10 protein-coding genes and 1 pseudogene are annotated in these 16,454 nt (G+C 70.7%); 5 read left to right on the top strand and 6 right to left on the bottom strand.

What is annotated here, in order from left to right; all coding sequences use genetic code 11:
• Window positions 1-155 precede the first annotated feature (155 nt).
• Entirely contained in the window at window positions 156-488 is a 333-nt protein-coding gene (locus OG702_RS05540; RefSeq protein WP_327287759.1) for a nuclear transport factor 2 family protein, read from the bottom strand.
• On the bottom strand, window positions 485-1,882 hold the full coding sequence (locus OG702_RS05535; protein WP_327287758.1) for an MFS transporter: 1,398 nt from the start codon (window positions 1,880-1,882) through the stop codon (window positions 485-487). Before OG702_RS05535 ends, OG702_RS05540 begins: the two co-directional genes overlap by 4 nt.
• Before the next feature lie 84 nt (window positions 1,883-1,966).
• Between OG702_RS05535 and OG702_RS05530 the strand changes: the two genes are divergently transcribed.
• Window positions 1,967-2,680, top strand: coding sequence for a TetR/AcrR family transcriptional regulator (locus OG702_RS05530; protein WP_327287757.1), 714 nt, complete (start codon window positions 1,967-1,969; stop codon window positions 2,678-2,680).
• Between the two features lie 271 nt (window positions 2,681-2,951).
• Here the strand turns inward: OG702_RS05530 and OG702_RS05525 are convergent, their stop codons facing one another.
• A complete protein-coding gene (locus tag OG702_RS05525) occupies window positions 2,952-4,265 on the bottom strand; it encodes a hypothetical protein (RefSeq protein WP_327287756.1) in 1,314 nt (437 codons plus the stop codon).
• A 508-nt stretch (window positions 4,266-4,773) separates the two neighbouring features.
• Here OG702_RS05525 and OG702_RS05520 point away from each other — a divergent pair.
• The 3 genes from OG702_RS05520 to OG702_RS05510 all read left to right on the top strand — a co-directional run bounded on the left by OG702_RS05520 (window position 4,774) and on the right by OG702_RS05510 (window position 12,219).
• The gene (locus OG702_RS05520) at window positions 4,774-7,323 is read left to right on the top strand and encodes a CehA/McbA family metallohydrolase (RefSeq protein ID WP_327287755.1); all 2,550 of its coding nucleotides are present in this window, start codon (window positions 4,774-4,776) and stop codon (window positions 7,321-7,323) included.
• A gap of 198 nt (window positions 7,324-7,521) precedes the next feature.
• The gene (locus tag OG702_RS05515; protein ID WP_327287754.1) at window positions 7,522-9,267 is read left to right on the top strand and encodes a glycoside hydrolase family 27 protein; all 1,746 of its coding nucleotides are present in this window, start codon (window positions 7,522-7,524) and stop codon (window positions 9,265-9,267) included.
• Window positions 9,268-10,197: 930 nt separating this feature from the next.
• Complete coding sequence (locus OG702_RS05510; protein ID WP_327287753.1) at window positions 10,198-12,219, top strand: AMP-binding protein; 2,022 nt, start codon at window positions 10,198-10,200, stop codon at window positions 12,217-12,219.
• Window positions 12,220-13,609: 1,390 nt separating this feature from the next.
• Here OG702_RS05510 and OG702_RS05505 read toward each other — a convergent pair.
• Window positions 13,610-14,137 (bottom strand): annotated as a pseudogene (locus OG702_RS05505) (GNAT family N-acetyltransferase); the annotation flags it as partial.
• Between the two features lie 152 nt (window positions 14,138-14,289).
• On the opposite strand from OG702_RS05505, the gene OG702_RS05500 reads away from it, so the two are divergent.
• Entirely contained in the window at window positions 14,290-14,757 is a 468-nt protein-coding gene (locus OG702_RS05500; RefSeq protein WP_327287752.1) for an NUDIX hydrolase, read from the top strand.
• Between the two features lie 82 nt (window positions 14,758-14,839).
• On the opposite strand, the gene OG702_RS05495 is transcribed toward OG702_RS05500, so the two are convergent.
• Together OG702_RS05495 and OG702_RS05490 are read right to left on the bottom strand one after the other, a co-directional pair.
• Entirely contained in the window at window positions 14,840-15,382 is a 543-nt protein-coding gene (locus tag OG702_RS05495) for a cupin domain-containing protein (protein ID WP_327287751.1), read from the bottom strand.
• A gap of 37 nt (window positions 15,383-15,419) precedes the next feature.
• Window positions 15,420-15,638, bottom strand: coding sequence for a hypothetical protein (locus OG702_RS05490; protein ID WP_327287750.1), 219 nt, complete (start codon window positions 15,636-15,638; stop codon window positions 15,420-15,422).
• Between the last annotated feature and the right edge of the window lie 816 nt (window positions 15,639-16,454).

Raw genomic sequence — 16,454 nt, 5'->3', positions numbered from 1 at the left:
GCAGGGAGACCTGACGGGCCGGCAGGGTCTGACCGCCGGCCGGTAGTCGACGGTCGGACCACCGCTGCTCCGGCAGCCGAACCGCCGTCCGCGGCGGAGCTCAACGGCCGCGAGCCCGACCGGCTCCGCCGCCGGCCGGGCTGGGTGGTGTCAGCTCAGGAGAAGAACCCCACAACGCTGCGGATGCGGTCCCCGGCGAACTCCACACTGTCGTAGCCGGTGGCCACGGTGCCCAGGCGCCAGCTGAACAGAGCCCGGTCGTGGTGGACGCCGATCAGCTTGTCGAGGCTGAACTGCAGGTCGCCGAACGTCTCCTGCGCCCGGCCGATCGCCTCCGACAGTTCGGCCCGCCCCAGCAGGCCCGCGTAGTCGGGGTCCACGTAGAGCGAGTCGTCCGTCAGGACGGACCGCATCAGCTTCAACCGGGCGGCGGCGTCGCGTTCGTTCCAGATGTCGAGGTAACGGAGGATGAGGTCGTCGGCGCTCACTTGCTTGCTCCTTGGAGGGTTTCGGGAACGACGCCCGGCCCGGGTGCGGGACGGGAAGGGGGGTAGGCGAGGGCGATCACACCGCCGGCGACGGTGACGGCTGCCACGGTCCATCCGGCGGCGTGCAGGCCGTCGAGGGGATCGGCCGAGCTGGTGGCGATGGCGACGAAGACCGCCAGGCCGAGCGCGCCGCCGAGTTCCTTGGTGGTGGCGGCCAGCCCGGACGCGACACCCTGCTCGTGGGGGGCGACGCCGGATCCGGCGGCGGCGAAGAGGGCGACGAAGGCGACGCCGCCGAAGAAGCCCCACACGGCGCTTCCGGGCAGGAGCGTCCAGAAGCCGCCCCCGGGTGTGGCACCTGCGATCAGGACGGCGATGCCCGTGCCGGTCCCGGCCATCGCCACGGCGAGCGTGGTGCGGATACCCCATCGGCCGAGCAGCACCGGGGTGGCCTTCAGGGCGGCGATCATGCAGGTGACGGTGAGCGGAAGGAACGTCAGTCCCGCCTGCAGCGAGCTGTAGCCGAGGACGGGCTGGAGGTAGCAGGTCAGGATGTAGTAGCCGCCGCCCAGCGTGCCCTGGAAGACCGCGATCACGATCATGGTGACGGCCAGGCCGCGGCTCCGTACCAGGTGCAGCGGGACCAGCGGCTCGCGGGTGCGGGTCTCCACCGTCAGGAACAGCGCGAGCAGGAGCACCCCGGCGGCCAGTGCCCCACCGCCGCGCAGCGTCCCCCAGCCGACGTCGGTGGCACTGGCCAGCCCGAACACCAACAGGGCCGAGCCGGCGGTGCCGAGCGCCGCACCTGGTACGTCGAACCCGCCGGGGGAGCGGGCGGGGTCGGCCGGCAGCAGGCGCGGCGCCGCCAGCGCGCAGCCGAGCGCCAGCGGCACGTTGACGAAGAACACCCATTCCCACCCGAGGTAGTTGGTGAGCACCCCGCCCAGGAGCGAACCCGCGGCCAGGCCAGAGCTGCCCGCCATGCCCCAGACGCCCAGTGCCCTGTTGCGTTCCGGGCCTTCGGCGAAGCCCCGGTAGATGAGCGTGAGGGTGGCCGGGGTCAGCAGGGCCCCGCCGACGCCCTGCACCGCACGGGCGGCGACCAGCGCCCCGGCACCTGACGCCAGACCGCCCGCCAGCGAGGCGATGCCGTACAGCGCCAGCCCGGCAACGAACATCCGGCGCGCGCCCAGCCGGTCGACGGCCCGCCCGCCGAGGAGGAGAAACCCGCCGAGTCCGACCGCGTAGGCGCTGACCACCCATTGCACGGACGACGGGCCGAACCCCAGCGCCTGCCCGATGTCGGGCAGCGCCACATAGACGATGTTGTAGTCCAGAGCCACGATGAGCTGCGTCAACGCGAGCAGGCCAAGGCGTAGCCGTTGCAGTTCCATCACATATCCTACGTCGTAGAATTTCTACACGCCGTGTAGAAACAGACACGGCGTACAGTAATCCAACCTTGTAGAGTGTCAAGCGTGAGCGAACAGCAGCAGACCCAGAGCCGCCGCGCTCGGCTCCGTGAGCAGACCAGCGCCGAGATCAAGGCGATCGCGCTGAAGCTCATGGCCGGCGGAGGCCCCGACGCCATCTCGCTGCGAGCCATCGCCCGGGAGATGGGGATGACGGCCGGCGCGATCTACAGCTACTTCCCGACCCGCGACGACCTGATCACGACGCTCATCGGCGACGTCTACTCCTCGGCGGTGCAAGCCGCCGAGTCCGCCCGGGACAGCGTCTCGGAAAGCGATCCCGGAGCCCGGATCATGGCCTGGGCAGGGGCCATGCGCGCTTGGGCGCTGGCCAACCCCGAGGGTTTCCGGTTGATCTACGGCGACCCCGTACCGGGCTACCAGCCCCCGGAGGACGGCCCCGGCAAAGCCGCCGAACTGCGCGCCTGCACCGGCCTCGTCGGCCTCGTCGCCGCCGCCTGGCCGTCGGCCTGCACGCAGCATCCGGCAGATCACTACGAATGGGCCGACTTCGATCCCGGCCTGGTCGCGCACGTCCGGGAGGACTTCGCCGCCCTGCCGCCGATGGCGCTCGCCGTGACCCTGCGCGTCTGGGGCCGCATGCACGGCCTGATGGCCCTGGAGATCTACGGTCACCTGCGCACCCTCATCCACGACCCTGCCACCGTCTACCGCGACGAGATGCGCGACCTCATCGCGTCCCTCGGCCTCACCTGCTGATCCCTGCTGCCGACCAAGCAAGGGATCGGCGCCGGTACGGTCGGGCGGCTCGGCCGGCCTGGGGCGGGGTCTCAACGCGCGTTGAGGGCGGCGAGCTTGACGCGGATCCCGTCGGCGTGGGGGCGGTCGAGTCCGGTGAGGATGCCCAGGTGCGGCCCGGGCATCTCCGGCACCCCGGAGGAGAACGACTTCTTCGCCGGATCGCTCGCCGTCGGCGACCTCCGCGCCCTGTCCGACAATGCCGCGTGGCCGGCAGGCAGGCGTCAGCCGGTCAGCCGGTCGCCGGATAGGCCAGGGTCCGGTCGGTGTCCTCGTCGTCGACGAGGCCGACGTAGGCGTCGACGGTGCCGGGGACGACGGTGAGCGCGGTCGACCTGTCGTTGCCGGTGCGGGCGTCGACGACGACAGGTCCGTTGGCGGTCTGCCCGTAGACGGCGCCGTGCCAGACCGCCGACACCTTGGGGGCCACGCGCGTGTGCTTGCTGTCGGGCAGCCACCACAGGTCTTTGGCACTCTTCGCGTCCAGAGCGATTACGTAATTGTCGATGGGTGCCGTGCACACGGTGACGCTGCGGTCGTCATAGACGCATGAACTGCCCGCCCACTCCTCCAGTTCGGTGAGCTTGTCGCCGCTGACGGCATCCAGGATTCGCAAGTTGCTGTTGTGGGAGCCGCCGTAGTTGACCGACAGGCGGTCCGGGGCGAAGTAGTGTGCGCCCAGCTCGTACTCGTCCTTGTACTTGGTCCAGACCGGCTTCCCGTCCGCGAGGCCCAGAGCGGCCAAGGATTGCTTCAGGCCCTCGAACGTGCCCACCACCACACCGGTGCCGGTCATGATCGGATGGAAGTCGTCCGCCTTGTGCCACAACGTCGCGCCCGTGGCGCCCTTGACGAGGTCGACGGCGTACGTGGTGGGGGCGCCGTAACTGTCGTCGGCCGCCACGACCGCGATGCCGTCCTGGACGCCGATCAGCTTGACGGCGACGGACGGGTCCGCGGAACGGCCCCAGTCGGGCAGGTCGCCGAACCGCTTGGTCCACGCGGGACGGTTGGTGACGCTGTCCACCGCGATCATCTCGATGACCCTCTTGCCCTGGGTCGTTCCGCGGCCGGGGAGGTCCAGCACGAACGTGACCAGCACGAGCGTCCTGCCCCCCACGGTGGCGAGCGAGGGCGCTTGCGTCATCCCTTTCACCACGGTTTCCCCCGCACCGGGTTGCGGCCGGACGGTGTTCAGGGTCTTGCCGGTTCCGGCGTCGATGATCTGCAGTTCACCCGACTCCGACGTGGCGAGCAGACCGGTGTCCTTCGGCGGAGCCAGGTAGACCGTCCGGTCGTGGAGCAGCTTCAAGCCGTCGGGGATGACGACACCGGACTCGGCGGCGAATTTCAGCGGCGGATCGAAGGGCTTGGCCGTCCGGGTCGGTGGCGCAGGCGCCTTCGAAGGCGCCTGCGGGCCCGACACGCTCGGCTCGGCTGACGGTTTCGCCGGACCGGATTCGCAGGCGCTCACCAGGGATAAGGAGACAGCGACGACCGCCAGGCCGGCGGCCAGTCGTCGTGCGGGTCGACCCATGGACCTCATACGGACGCTCCCCGTCTTCACTGGCATCGTCGAATGGCCGGCGTCGTGTCGACGACCGGGGCGGAGCGGCCGCGGACCAGGGTCTGCGCAGCGTGGTACGTGGGGGTCCTACGGTACTGGTGGTCTGCTACCGGCGGTAGCTGTCGGACTACGGTTGGCTGATGCCGGTGCGCCGGACGCGGCGGAACCGGACGAGCCGGCGAGTCCCACTGCGGATCAACTGGTGCTGCCGCCCCTGCCCCGGCATGCCGCATCTCGCACACGCCCTCCCACCGGGATGGACGGGGTTGTCGGCAGGAGCAGGGCCGGGCGGATCACTCGCCCGAGTTCCGGCCGTCCGGCGGCCGCTTTCGCCTGGCCGTGGGCGGGTTGCGTCGGCATGCGCTGTTTCGGAGATCACTATGGACGATTCGTCGCGGGTTCATTCGGCCGCATCGGGGGTTTCTTAGCGTCGCTAATGGTTTGCACTGTTCCGCAGGGGAGCGGTGAACGAAAGGCGAAGACGCAGATGGAAACACCCAGGGAGTCCAACGGTTCTGGCCGTACGGCCGAATCCGCCGACCTCACCCGTCGGAGGTTCGTCGTCGCGGCCGGTGCCGCCGTCGCCGCGGTCGGCATCGGCGCGGGCACCGCCGAAGCGGCCACCGGCTCCGCGGCCAAGGCGACCGACACCGTCAAGGCGGCCACCACGGTCACCGGCGTCGTCAACGGATCCGGCGCCGGCAAGGCACCCAAGGGCAAGTGGCTGGCGGGCGACACCCACGTCCACGACGACCATTCGTCCGACGGCAGCGGTCCGCGGCAGACGTCCCACCAGGCCCTCCCCGGCAACCTGCCGGTCGGCGACCAGATCGGGCAGGGCGAGAGCGCCGGCCTCGACTTCATGCCGCTGACCGACCACCGGACCTACGACCAGGTCTGGGACCCGCAGTGGAAGTCGTCCAAGCTGCTGCTCCTCCCCGGCGAGGAGGCGAACGGCTCGCCGCACGCCATCGTGCTGGGCAACGTCGACGTGATCGTGGACGGCGCCAACCCGCCCGGCTCCGCGAGCTTCCGCCACGTGCAGCAGTCGGTCTGGGACGCCCACGCCCAGGGCGCGGTGTGGTCGCAGGCCCACCCCGACGACGGCGAGTACACCCGGGCCGACGGCCCGAACGACAACGCCAGCGTCCAAGGCGCGAACCTGGTCGAGGTGCTCAACGTCGCCAGCGACCCCGATGTCGAGGTCGAGTACGCGGAGAACCGCTGGAACGCCGGATTCCGCTTCGGTGTGGCTGCGGCCAGCGACTGCCACTTCCGCGAGCTGTGGGACGTCGACTCCCCCGGGGAGCCGACCACCCACGTCTACGCGGCCGACCGCTCGGTCCTGGGCATCCTCGACGGTTTCCGCAGCGGCCGCACGACGCTCTCGCAGAACACCGCAGGTCCGTTCGTCACCATCGAGGCGGACGTCGACGGTGACGGTGTGTTCGAGGCCGTGGGCGGCGACGAGGTCGTCGTGGCCGACCGCAAGCTGTCCAAGAAGGCCACGCTGCGCGTGAAGGTCAAGGGCGGCAAGGGCACCAGCGTCCTCGTCTACGCGGCCCCCGGCCGTTCCGCCGGCCCGGTCGTGACCTTCCGGCCGCAGCGCACCAACGAGACGTTCGAGGTCCCGCTGGTGCTCAAGGGCACCGACCACGGCTGGTACCGGGTCGAGGTCCGCTCCCCGGGCAGCGCCTCCGGTTCCGAGGCCGACCCGAACCTGCCGGACCAGCTCCGCGCCGCCACCTCGCCGATCTTCGTGTCCGTCGGCGCCCCGGCCGACCCCCGGCCCGAGATCGCGCTCCCGGCGGCCGACATCACCGACGACCGGGCGACGCTGATCACCGGCGACCTGGGCACCTTCACCGGCTTCTCGGACGTGGCGGTCGTCGGCGGTGTCACACACGTCGTGGCCGAGCTGCACGAGAACCAGGCCAGCAAGGTGGTCTACCGCCGCCTCGACGCCAAGGGCCGGCTCACCAAGTCCGTCACGGTCTCCGGCCGTTCGGCGACCGCGCGCTTCCCGCGCATCGTCGCCACCGGCAAGGACGTCTGGGTGGTGTGGCAGGACGAGCGGGGCAAGGAGCAGCCGCACCGTCCGGTCGTCCTGCTGGCGCACAGCCCGGACGGCGGCGACTCCTTCAAGGCGCCCGACCAGATCAGCAAGGGCAAGGGCCGCGCGATCAACCCGGCGCTGGCGCTGATCGAGGACAAGCACCCGCTGGTCGCCTGGTCCGACAACAGCCAGGGCGCGTTCGACGTCTACGCGCAGATCATCGGCGTCGACAAGGCCGCGATGAACCTCTCCACGGCTGGCAAGGCGACGAGCCCCGGTGTGCCCACCGACGCCCGCTCCCCGCGCCACCCCGCTTCCCTCTTCCCGGTCATCGCGGTCCAGGACGGCAAGCACGCGGTGATCAGCTGGCAGGACGACCGCTACGACCCGGACCCGCTGTGGACCGGCCACACCCCGCCCGCCGGCCAGCCGGCGAGCGGCGGCACCGACCCCGACAACTGGCAGATCCTGGCGTCGGTCCGCAAGGCCCCGAACCGCACCTGGAGCAACCCGGTCCAGGTCAGCAAGGTCACCGACCGCGCCGACCGCCACCCGGGTCTGACCGTGGACGAGGACGGCACGTTCGTCGCCATCTGGCAGAGCGGCGCCCTCCAGAGCTCCGGCGCCAACCTCGGGCTCCGCGCCGCGCGTTCCACCGACGGCGGCACCACCTGGACGGCCTGCGAGCAGGTCGCCCCGGCCCCGGACGCGATGAGCCAGCTGGCGAAGCTGGCCGTCGACCCCGACGGCACGGTGCGGGCGGTCTGGTACGACTCCCGCTCGACGGACTGGCGCTGGAAGATCTTCACCGCCACCCTCGACCCGAAGACCGGCTGGACCCCGGCCACCCAGGTGAGCCACCAGGGCAACAACACCTGGCCGGCGCTCCACCAGGGCGTCGTGGTCTTCACCAGCGACCGCGGCGCGAAGCGGACGCAGCGTGACGCGACCCAGCAGGTCTTCCTGACCAAGCTGGTCTGAGCACACCTCCCACAACACGCCCCGGGGCGGCCGGCGCCCCCCGCCGCCCGCCCCGGCCCTGTGGGTGTCAGTCCGGAACTGAATGAATCTGTCCGATCGAGTCCATTTGGTTGGATGTATTGACACCCGATCGAACACTAGGGCTCAATACGGAACAGTCTGAAACTCCTGACGTGGTGATCGACTCAAAGGAGAGTCATGTCCAAGCGCGCGCTCGTCGCGACGGTTGCCCTGGCGTCCTCGCTGTTCCTGTCCACCCTTACGGGCTCGACGCCCGCGCAAGCCCAGGACAACGGTGCGTCGCGGACGCCACCGATGGGGTGGAGCAGCTGGAGCTCCGTCAGAAACAACCCGACCGAGGCCAAGATCAAGGCCCAGGCTCAGGCGATGCACGACTCGGGCCTGATGTCTGCGGGTTACAAGTACATCAACCTGGACGACTACTACATCAAGAACCCCGGCACCACCGTCGATCAGTACGGTCGCTGGGTCGTCGACACCGGCAAGTTCCCGGACGGTATGAAGAACCTGGGCGACTTCGTCCACGGCCTGGGTGAGAAGTTCGGCATGTACGTGACGCCGGGCATCCCGAAGGCGGCGTACGACCAGAACACTCCGATCGAGGGCACCTCCTACCACGCACGGGACATCGTCTCGAGCACGTCGACCTTCGAGTCGAACTACGGCGGGTTCGGCAACGTCATGTACTTCATCGACTACAACAAGAACCCCACGGCGGCACAGGCGTTCGTGAACTCTTGGGCGAACCTGTTCGCCTCCTACGGGGTCGACTACATCAAGATCGACGGCGTGCACACCAGCGACCAGAACGACGTCATCGCCTGGTCGAAGGCGCTGAACCAGACCGGCCGCACCATCCACCTCGGCCTGTCGAACACCCTGGACATCAACAACATCAAGACCTGGCAGCAGTACTCCAACAGCTGGCGGACGGGAGGTGACATCGAGTGCTACTGCTCGACTCTCACCACCTGGAGCAACGTCGGGCCGCGTTGGGCGAACCTGGCTCAGTGGGGGCAGTACGCCGGTCCTGGTGGCTGGAACGACCCGGACTCGATCGAGGTCGGCAACGGTGACCACAACGGTCTGACCGTGAACGAGCGGCAGAGCGTGATCACCCTTTGGGCGATCACGCGGTCGGTGATGATGCTGGGGAGCGACCTGACCAACCTGGACGCCGGTGACCTCAACATGCTGAAGAACGCCGAGGTCACCAACGTCAACCAGACCGACTCCGTGGTGGCCGGCCAGATCTCGAACAACAACGATCTGCAGGTGTGGGCCACGAAGCAGAAGAACCCGGACGGCAGCTACACGGTCGCGTTGTTCAACCGTTCAGACCGGGCCGGCAACGAGACGGTGACGGCCAACTTCTCCGACCTCGGGTTCAGCGGTTCCGCCACGGTGCGCAACCTTTGGGGCAAGTCGAACGAGACTCTCACCAACTCCGTCAGCCGGAGCCTGGCCCCGCACGAGTCCGCGTTGTTCAAGGTCACCCCGTCCGCCTCCTCGACTCCGGTCGGCGGCAGCCTGACCAGTGGCCTCTCCGGCCGCTGTGCCGACGACCCGAACAGCACCCTGGTGAACGGCACTCAGCTGGCTGTGTGGGACTGCAACGGCGGCGCCAACCAGAAGATCACCTACAGCTCCTCGGCCAAGACGCTGAAGGTGCTGGGCAAGTGCTTCGACGCCCACGGCGGCGCCACCACCGCCGGTACGCACGTTGAGATCTACGACTGCAACGGCGGGACCAACCAGCAGTGGAACGTCAACTCCAACGGCACGATCACCGGCGTTCAGTCCGGCCTCTGCCTCGACGTCACCGGGACCACCAACCCCAACGGCGCCGGCCTGGAGTTGTGGAGCTGCACCGGAGGCGCCAACCAGAACTGGACCCTCGGGTCCGGCGTCAAGGTGGCCTGACGAACCGAGTCGTGTCCATCGCTCCTGATCGAACGGGCTGACCGCACGGACCGACTTCTGGTCCGTGCGGTCACCGGACGGGGTGTGATGCCACGTTCCTTCGAGCCATCGCCGCTGGTGGTCGTAGTCGTAGCCCGGCCCGGATGGTGGATCAGACCAGGAAGGCGTGTGATGCCGCGGAAGCCTCCGGCGCCCAGCTCTGAGGACCTGCCGGACTCCGCCCAGCGGCATGCCCTGCAACCGGAGCTGCGGGACGTCCACGCCGTGTCGGGGGGGGCGTCGGCGTATCGCGGACACCCCCACCCTCGTGTTCGACAGCTATTTCCGCATCGCTCGCCTGACGATGTATACGATGAGTATGACGAGCAGGAGCAGTCCGACCCATACGGTTGCGGCCCCGCCGGGAGAACCGCCAATCAATACGGCCTCGTTGACCCTTCCTGACACGAGCTCTCCCCTTCTTACGCGAGACCTGGCCGACGCCGTTGCAGGTGACCGATGAGAGTGACGGGGGTCTTGGTGAGGTTCCCGGAGCCAGTGGCTGTGGTGCGGTCGCCGCACCCGTCGTAGCTGTAGCAGTACGTGTCCCCGCCCCCAGAGGTCGCCACCGACGTGAGCCGGTTGCCCGGGTCGTCCCCGTAGGTGGTGGTCTTCCCCGACAGGTTGTCCTCAGACGTCCTTTCAGTTGATGAGTCTCCGGTAATGCGTGGCCGGATGCTGCGTTCCACGGCAGGCGGCGGTACTTGTCGAAGTATTAGCCGCGATCGGCGAACAGCCGCTTCTGCGGGTTCCGCAGGCGGCCGCGCAGTCCGCCTATACGAGGACGACGCATGGTGCAGCAACTGGTGCACCTCTGAATTCTCCCCGTGCTGCCGGGTGAGATGGCAGGATTGTGTGCCAGCATCGGTGACGGCCGGGGGGATACACGCTATGCCGTACGGATCGGTCCACGCGCTCTACGAGGCGTGTGCGCGACAGACGCCGTCCGCGCCCGCCGTGGTGTGCGGCGGGGAGCGTCTCACCTATGGTCAACTCGACCGCCGCGCGAACCAGTTGGCCCACCGGCTGCGGGAAGCTCGGCTGCCGGCCGGCGGTCTGGTCGCGGTGTGCCTGGAGCCGGGCATCGACGCGCTGGCGGCGATGCTCGGCGTCCTCAAGGCGGGCGGCGCGTACGTGCCTCTCGGGCCGGGCGTCCCGGAGCAGCAGCTGCGCCGTGTGCTCGCCGACGCCGAGCCGTTCGCGGTGGTGACCACCGAGGCGTTACGGGTCACGGTGTCCGACGGCGGGCGCCGCCAGGTCGTGGCGGTCGATCGGGCGGCCGACGCGTCAGCCGGCCGCCCCGGGGAGCCGCTGGACGTGGAGGCGTCCGATCTCGCGTGCGTCCTGTACACGGCCGGGACGACAGGTCCGGCCAAGGGTGTGCTGGTGGAGCACGGCGTCCTCCTCAGCGCGTTCGAGGGCTCACAGGTTGTGCACCGCTCGACGTCCGATGACCGACAACTCCTCGTCGCGCCCGTGGAGTCCGCGGCGTTCACCGCGGGCTGGCTCCGTACGCTCGGCGCCGGCGGCACGCTGGTGCTCCCCGCGCCGGACGGCGTGACGCAGGACGCGCCGGCCACCGCGAAGGCGTTCCCGTCGGCCACCGCGGGGGCGCCCGCGAGTGCCGGCGCCGCAGAGCCCGCCGCCGTGCTGCGCGCGCTGATCCTGGCCGAGAACGTCACCGTGCTGGACTGTGACACGGCCACCGCACGGGGCCTGCACCGGTATGTCCGGCGGGGCGGGCTGGACCTCGGCGCGGTCCGCCTGGTCAGCGCAACCGGCGACGTCTGGTATCTCGACGAGCAGCAGGCGCTGCGCAGGACCCTGGGACCGTGGGTCCGCGTGCTCAACGTGTACGGCCCGGCCGAGGCCGCCGGCTGCGCGACCTTCTTCGAACTGCCCGACCGGCCCACGACCCTCGACCACCCCGAACGCGTCTCGCTGATCGGGGAGTCCTTCCCCGGCCTGGACGTCCAGGTGCTCGACGCAGGCGGCCGGTCCGTCCCCCAGGGCTCGGTCGGGGAGATCGCGCTCGGCGGTCCCGGCGCCGCCCGCGGCTACCGGAGCGCCGTCCGGCAGTCGGGCGCCGACGGGTGGCTGCGTACTGGCGACCTCGGCCGGATGCGGGACGACGGCCGGCTCGAACACCTCGGCCGCAAAGGCGCGCACCTCGACGCCGAGACGGTGCTGCGCGGCCACCCGTCGGTCGAGGAGTGCGCTGTCGCCGAGATCGAGACCGCTCCAGGTCGCGCGACCCTCGCCGCCTACGTCGTCCTCGCCGACGGCGCACGGTCCGATCCGGCGGGCATACGGACCTACGCCTCAGGCCGGCTGCCCTCCGCGCGGGCCCCGCGCACCGTCGTCCCGCTGGTCTCGCTGCCGCGCACCCGGGCCGGCCGGATTGACCGACGCAGCCTTCCGCTCCCGGTTCGGCCGTCCGGAGCCGGAGCGGGGCCCGGCGGCAAGGGCGGATCGGGGTACGGCTCCGACGACGCCGCGGGCTGCGCTCCGGTGGCGGTGGGTGTCGTGGCGGCCGTCCTCGCAGCGGTGTTCACCGGCTTCCTGTGGCCGCACTCGACCGACCTCGCCGGTGTGCCCCAGCCGGAGGCCCTGCTGTTCCTCGGGCTCTACGTGTGCGAGTGGCTCTCCTTCGGGCTGGGGGTCGCGTTCCTCTTCTGGGGAAGAGACGTGATGGCCCGCCAGGAGCGCTCCCGCCGCCTCACCGTCGCGGCGCACCTCTCGGCGGTCTGGCTGCTCGCCGCCTGGTGGCCGCAGGACAACTTCTACCGGCTCGCGCGCAAGACGGACTGGCCGCGCCAGGCCGCCTTGGTCTACGGCTTCAACATCACCCTCATGATCGCCGCCGCGGTGCTGCTGGCATTCCTCGCCGCGCGGCCGCGAGAACGGACCTGACGCCCGAGAGCCCGGCTTGCGCAGCCGAGGCGACGTCGGCCGCCCCCAACGATCCGTCCTGGAACATCGCGCCCAACGCGCGGTTGGCGGCGGCCACCGCCTCCTGCGCGGCGTCCAGGGCCTCGGGCGTACGGGCGGCGAGCGCCACCCCCACGTACGGATACGGGTCGAAGCTCGCCGTCGGCACGGTCGGCAGCAGCGTCGCACCGAGCGAACGGCACTCCCGTGCCACCCGGCCCAGGTGCTCGAACAATGCCGCGGGAGGCAGCCGCGCGCCCAGCGGCAGGCAGTCCAGGGTCCGTACGCAGAACGAGCCGCCGTGGATCTCGGTCAGCCTGGCCTGGATCATGAAGGCGACCGCCGGGCCGGTGAGCCGGAGGTTGATCTCGGTGGGGGAGAGCCGTCCCGCCCGGTCGGCGACGAAGTCCACGTCGTACCAGCCGCGGTAGCCCTCAGCGGCCAGCGCGCTGCCCACGGCCGAGCCGAAGCGGGCAGCGGTCTCCGCGACCGCGTCGGGCACGACCGCGGGACCGACGGTGACGCCCCGATAGCTCGTGTCCTCGATGTCCATGGCCCCGACACCGACAGCATGGACACGGCCGTCGGCGCCCACGACAGCGTCAAAGGTCGGGTCGCGCAGCGGCCCCGAGCCGTCCACATGGTCCTCGACCAGGACGCCGCCGGCAGGCAGCCGACGCGCCAGGGCGCGGGCCTGGCGCGCCGAGCCGACCTGGCCGGGCGTGACGACGAGGGTGCCGGAGCCGCCGACGCCGTACTCCGTCTTGACCACGGTCGTCCTCCCCGCGGCGCCGCGGGCGGCCAGCACTCGGGCGAGCGCGCGGCGGGAAGGGACCCGGTGCTGGGCCGGGACCGCCACGCCGGGGTGCTCGTGGGCGAGCGCCTGGAAGAGGGCGTGCGCGGCGGATTTGGACTCGTAACGGTGGACGGCCCGGAGCATCGCCGCGTCCTCGCCCCCTTGCGGGCTGGTCACGGTCGTCGCGACCCGTGCGAACTGCGCGGTGTGCCCCCACGGGATCACCGGTAAGCCGGCCGTCGCCATGCGTTCGCGTAGCACGGGGTCGGCGAGAACCGCTTCCGACAGCCCGGCGGCGTCCGCGCGACCGCCGTACACCTCGACGTCTCGCCAGCCGAGCAGCCCTGCCAGCACCTGCATCCACGCCGGATCCACGTGCCGGGGCAGGACGACGGCCTTCGGGTGCGGGCTGGCGAAGGCCGCCATGCAGGCGTAGTGGTCACCCCCGCGCCGCAACCCGGCGGAGGCGCCGGGGAATTGGGCGTTGAACTCGGCGACGTTGCCGAGGTGGACCGCACGTCGGCCGCCGGTCCACGCGCTGATCCAGGCGGGCGGCCGCACCGGACGGAGCCAGGCGGTGAGCAGCGGGAGTTCGCGGCCGGCGATCGCGCCGGACGGCGTGGTGCCCGTCCGCTCCGCGCCCATGGCCAGGTAGAACGGCTCGGCGTGCGGGTCGGAGGCGATCACCATCCGGCTGAAGCCGAGCCGCCCCGCCTCGGCCAGCACGTGCCGGTACAGCAACCGCCCCACGCCCCGCCCGATCGCGGCCGGTTCCACGAACAGCATGCCCAACTCGCCGTCCGGCGCGGTGCCCTCCAGCGTGGCGAGCCCCAGGACGCGCCAGGCGTCCCCCGACTCCGCCGCGGCGTCGGCGTTTTGCCTGAACTCCTCCACGACCACGGTCCTGCGGGCCGCCACCTCTCCCGGCCGCAGCCGCAACTCCTCCCGGCACGCGGCCAGGAACTCCGCGTCGTAACCCCAATGCCCCTTCGACCGCAGCGCCAACTCACTCAGCAGCTCGGCCTCGTCCTCCCGCGCGGCCCTGAGCCGGAGCGCCCCACCCGTGGGCCCGATCTCCGCCGCCCGGCCCGACTCGTTCCCCATGGCCCGATCCTGCCACCCGCGGCGGTCAGAAGACGTGTGCACTCTGGCAGATGGGAGAAGGCTCCGATCGGAGTTTCTGCCGGCCGGGCGGGCACCGAACGAGTTCGTGAGGCCATGGCCGCGTCCGATAGGGTCCGGCGGGAGGTGAGGGGATGAGTTTCCGGTTGGCGGCGTACGCCGTGTGCATCGAGGACGGAAAGGTGCTGGTCGCCCGGCACGTACCAGCGGTCGGGCCGGGCAACTGGACCCTTCCGGGGGGCGGGGTCGAGCCGGGAGAGGATCCGTTCGACGCGGTGATCCGGGAGGTCGCCGAGGAGACCGGCTGCTCCGCGGTGGTGGACCGCCTGCTGGGAGTGGACTCACGCGTGATCCCTGCGGCTGCCGCCCGCGCGGGAGTTGAGCACCAGAACGTCGGCATCTTCTACCAGGTCCGTATCACCGGCGGTCGGCTCCGCCCTGAGCCGAACGGCCGGATCGCCGAGTCGGTCTGGACCGCGATCTCCGATGCCGCCCGCCTGCGCCGGTCATCCCTGGTCGACATCGGCCTCGCCCTTGCGCTGGGTCTTCCGGCGACCGGCCATGTCGCTCCCGTCCCGGTCGGTGGCCTGATCCAACACTGAGGCCGGCGCCCACGGGAGCCCCCGCCCCGCCCGCGGGCCCGGACCGTCTTCCTACCCGCCGGCGCCGGCACTGTCTGCTCCCTCAGTGGGTCGGCGGCCTGAGGCTGTACCGCTTCACGACGTCGTCGAGCCAGTCCGGATCCCCGTAGGTCAGGCCGAACCTGGAGGCCAGAGCTGTGAACTCGTCGGTCCCGTGGAGACTGTCGGAGGAGGACGAGCCGGCCTCCTTGTCGGCGGCGAGCAGCTCGCCGAGTTGGCGGAAGTAGTCCTCGAATCCGCCCGGCGTGATGATCTCGACAATGCGCCCCGGCACGTCACCCGCGTTCCACATCGCGTGCATCTGGCCGCGCGGTTTCGTGATGTAGCCGCCCGCCCCGAGAACCACCTCACTGTCGTCCGACCGGAAGCCTATTTCCCCTTCGAGGACAATGGAGTGCTCGTCCTCCCCGGTGTGCCGGTGGGGGGCGGTGATGATGCCCACGGCAAAGGGGTGCTCCACGATCGACACCTCCCCGCCGGTGTCCCGGCCGTAGAGCTTGTAGGTCGCCCCGAATCCGGGGATGGTGACTTCCTCTCCCTTTCCCGGAAGCACCACGTTGACGCCCTGCGCACCTTCACCGGTCATGATCTTCCCTTCCGTTGTTCCGACGTCCTTGATCCGGTCATGCATCGCCGAACCCCTGGACGGCCCGGTCGCCGATGTCCTCACCGCCTACGAAGTGGGAGCCGAGGAGAGCCGCATAAGGCGCCGGGAAAGCGCCGGGCTCATGGCGGCGCTGCCACTCGGCGGCAGTGAGCGCGGAGAGGGTGTTGGGCAGCCGGGCGGGCCGGCGCAGTGGGGGACCGGCGGCGCGCGCCTCGCCCTCCAGGAACTCGTCCATCGCACCCTGCCGAGGACCTGCGCCGGTGCCGTCCTGCGGGATCTCCGGGTGTACCGGAAGCGGGATGCTCAGCACCGTGAAGCCACGCCCGGTGAGGATGCGGGACCGATCCTGCCCGACGTAGCAGAAGGGGCACACGAAGCCGTACCAGTGCAGGGCGGGCGCTGTATCTCCGCCCCCACGGGTGAGGAGTCGTCGATCCACATACCTTCCACCATCGCGCACCGCGCCACGGGCTGCGAGCCCAGGCGCACGGTCGGCCAGGACGGACTCCGGATGGTGCCGCCGGTGTCCTGATCAACCTCGGGACACATCAGGCGGAGCCACGGGCCGGCGAACCGGCGAACCGGCGGGACGAGCCGGCCCGGTCCGGAGCCGGGCCGGGGCGCGTCACTCGTTCGGGGACGGTGTTCGAGTCGATGTTCGAGCACGTAGGCCGGGACGCCGGGCAGGCACCTGGCACGGGCCCGCCCAACCCCCACGGGCGGGCCACCACAGGGGCCGCCCTTCTCGGGGATGACCAGGGCGGCCCCACAATCCTCATCGGGCCACCGGCCGCGTGACCCCCGGTCGTGGCGGGTTGGGCCGGACCACCCCGCCGGGCCGGGCGTCCGGGCTCCCTCTCGCGTGCACGTGTGCGCACTTGCGCAGGCTCTTCGGATGTGACCCTCACCGACCGCCGGAACCGGCCCGGCAGGCGTTCCACCGGCGCCATTACCGCAGGTCAAAGCTGTGGAATGGTGGTATGCGAGGCGGTGCAACCCCAGCGAGCAGCCCTGAGGGAAGCGCCGAAGTGATGACCGTCCCGGCCTCTCA

This window comes from Streptomyces sp. NBC_01198, from assembly GCF_036010485.1.
In the GTDB taxonomy this organism is placed as follows: Bacteria; Actinomycetota; Actinomycetes; order Streptomycetales; family Streptomycetaceae; genus Actinacidiphila.
This window is presented reverse-complemented; position numbering and strand designations above follow the sequence as displayed.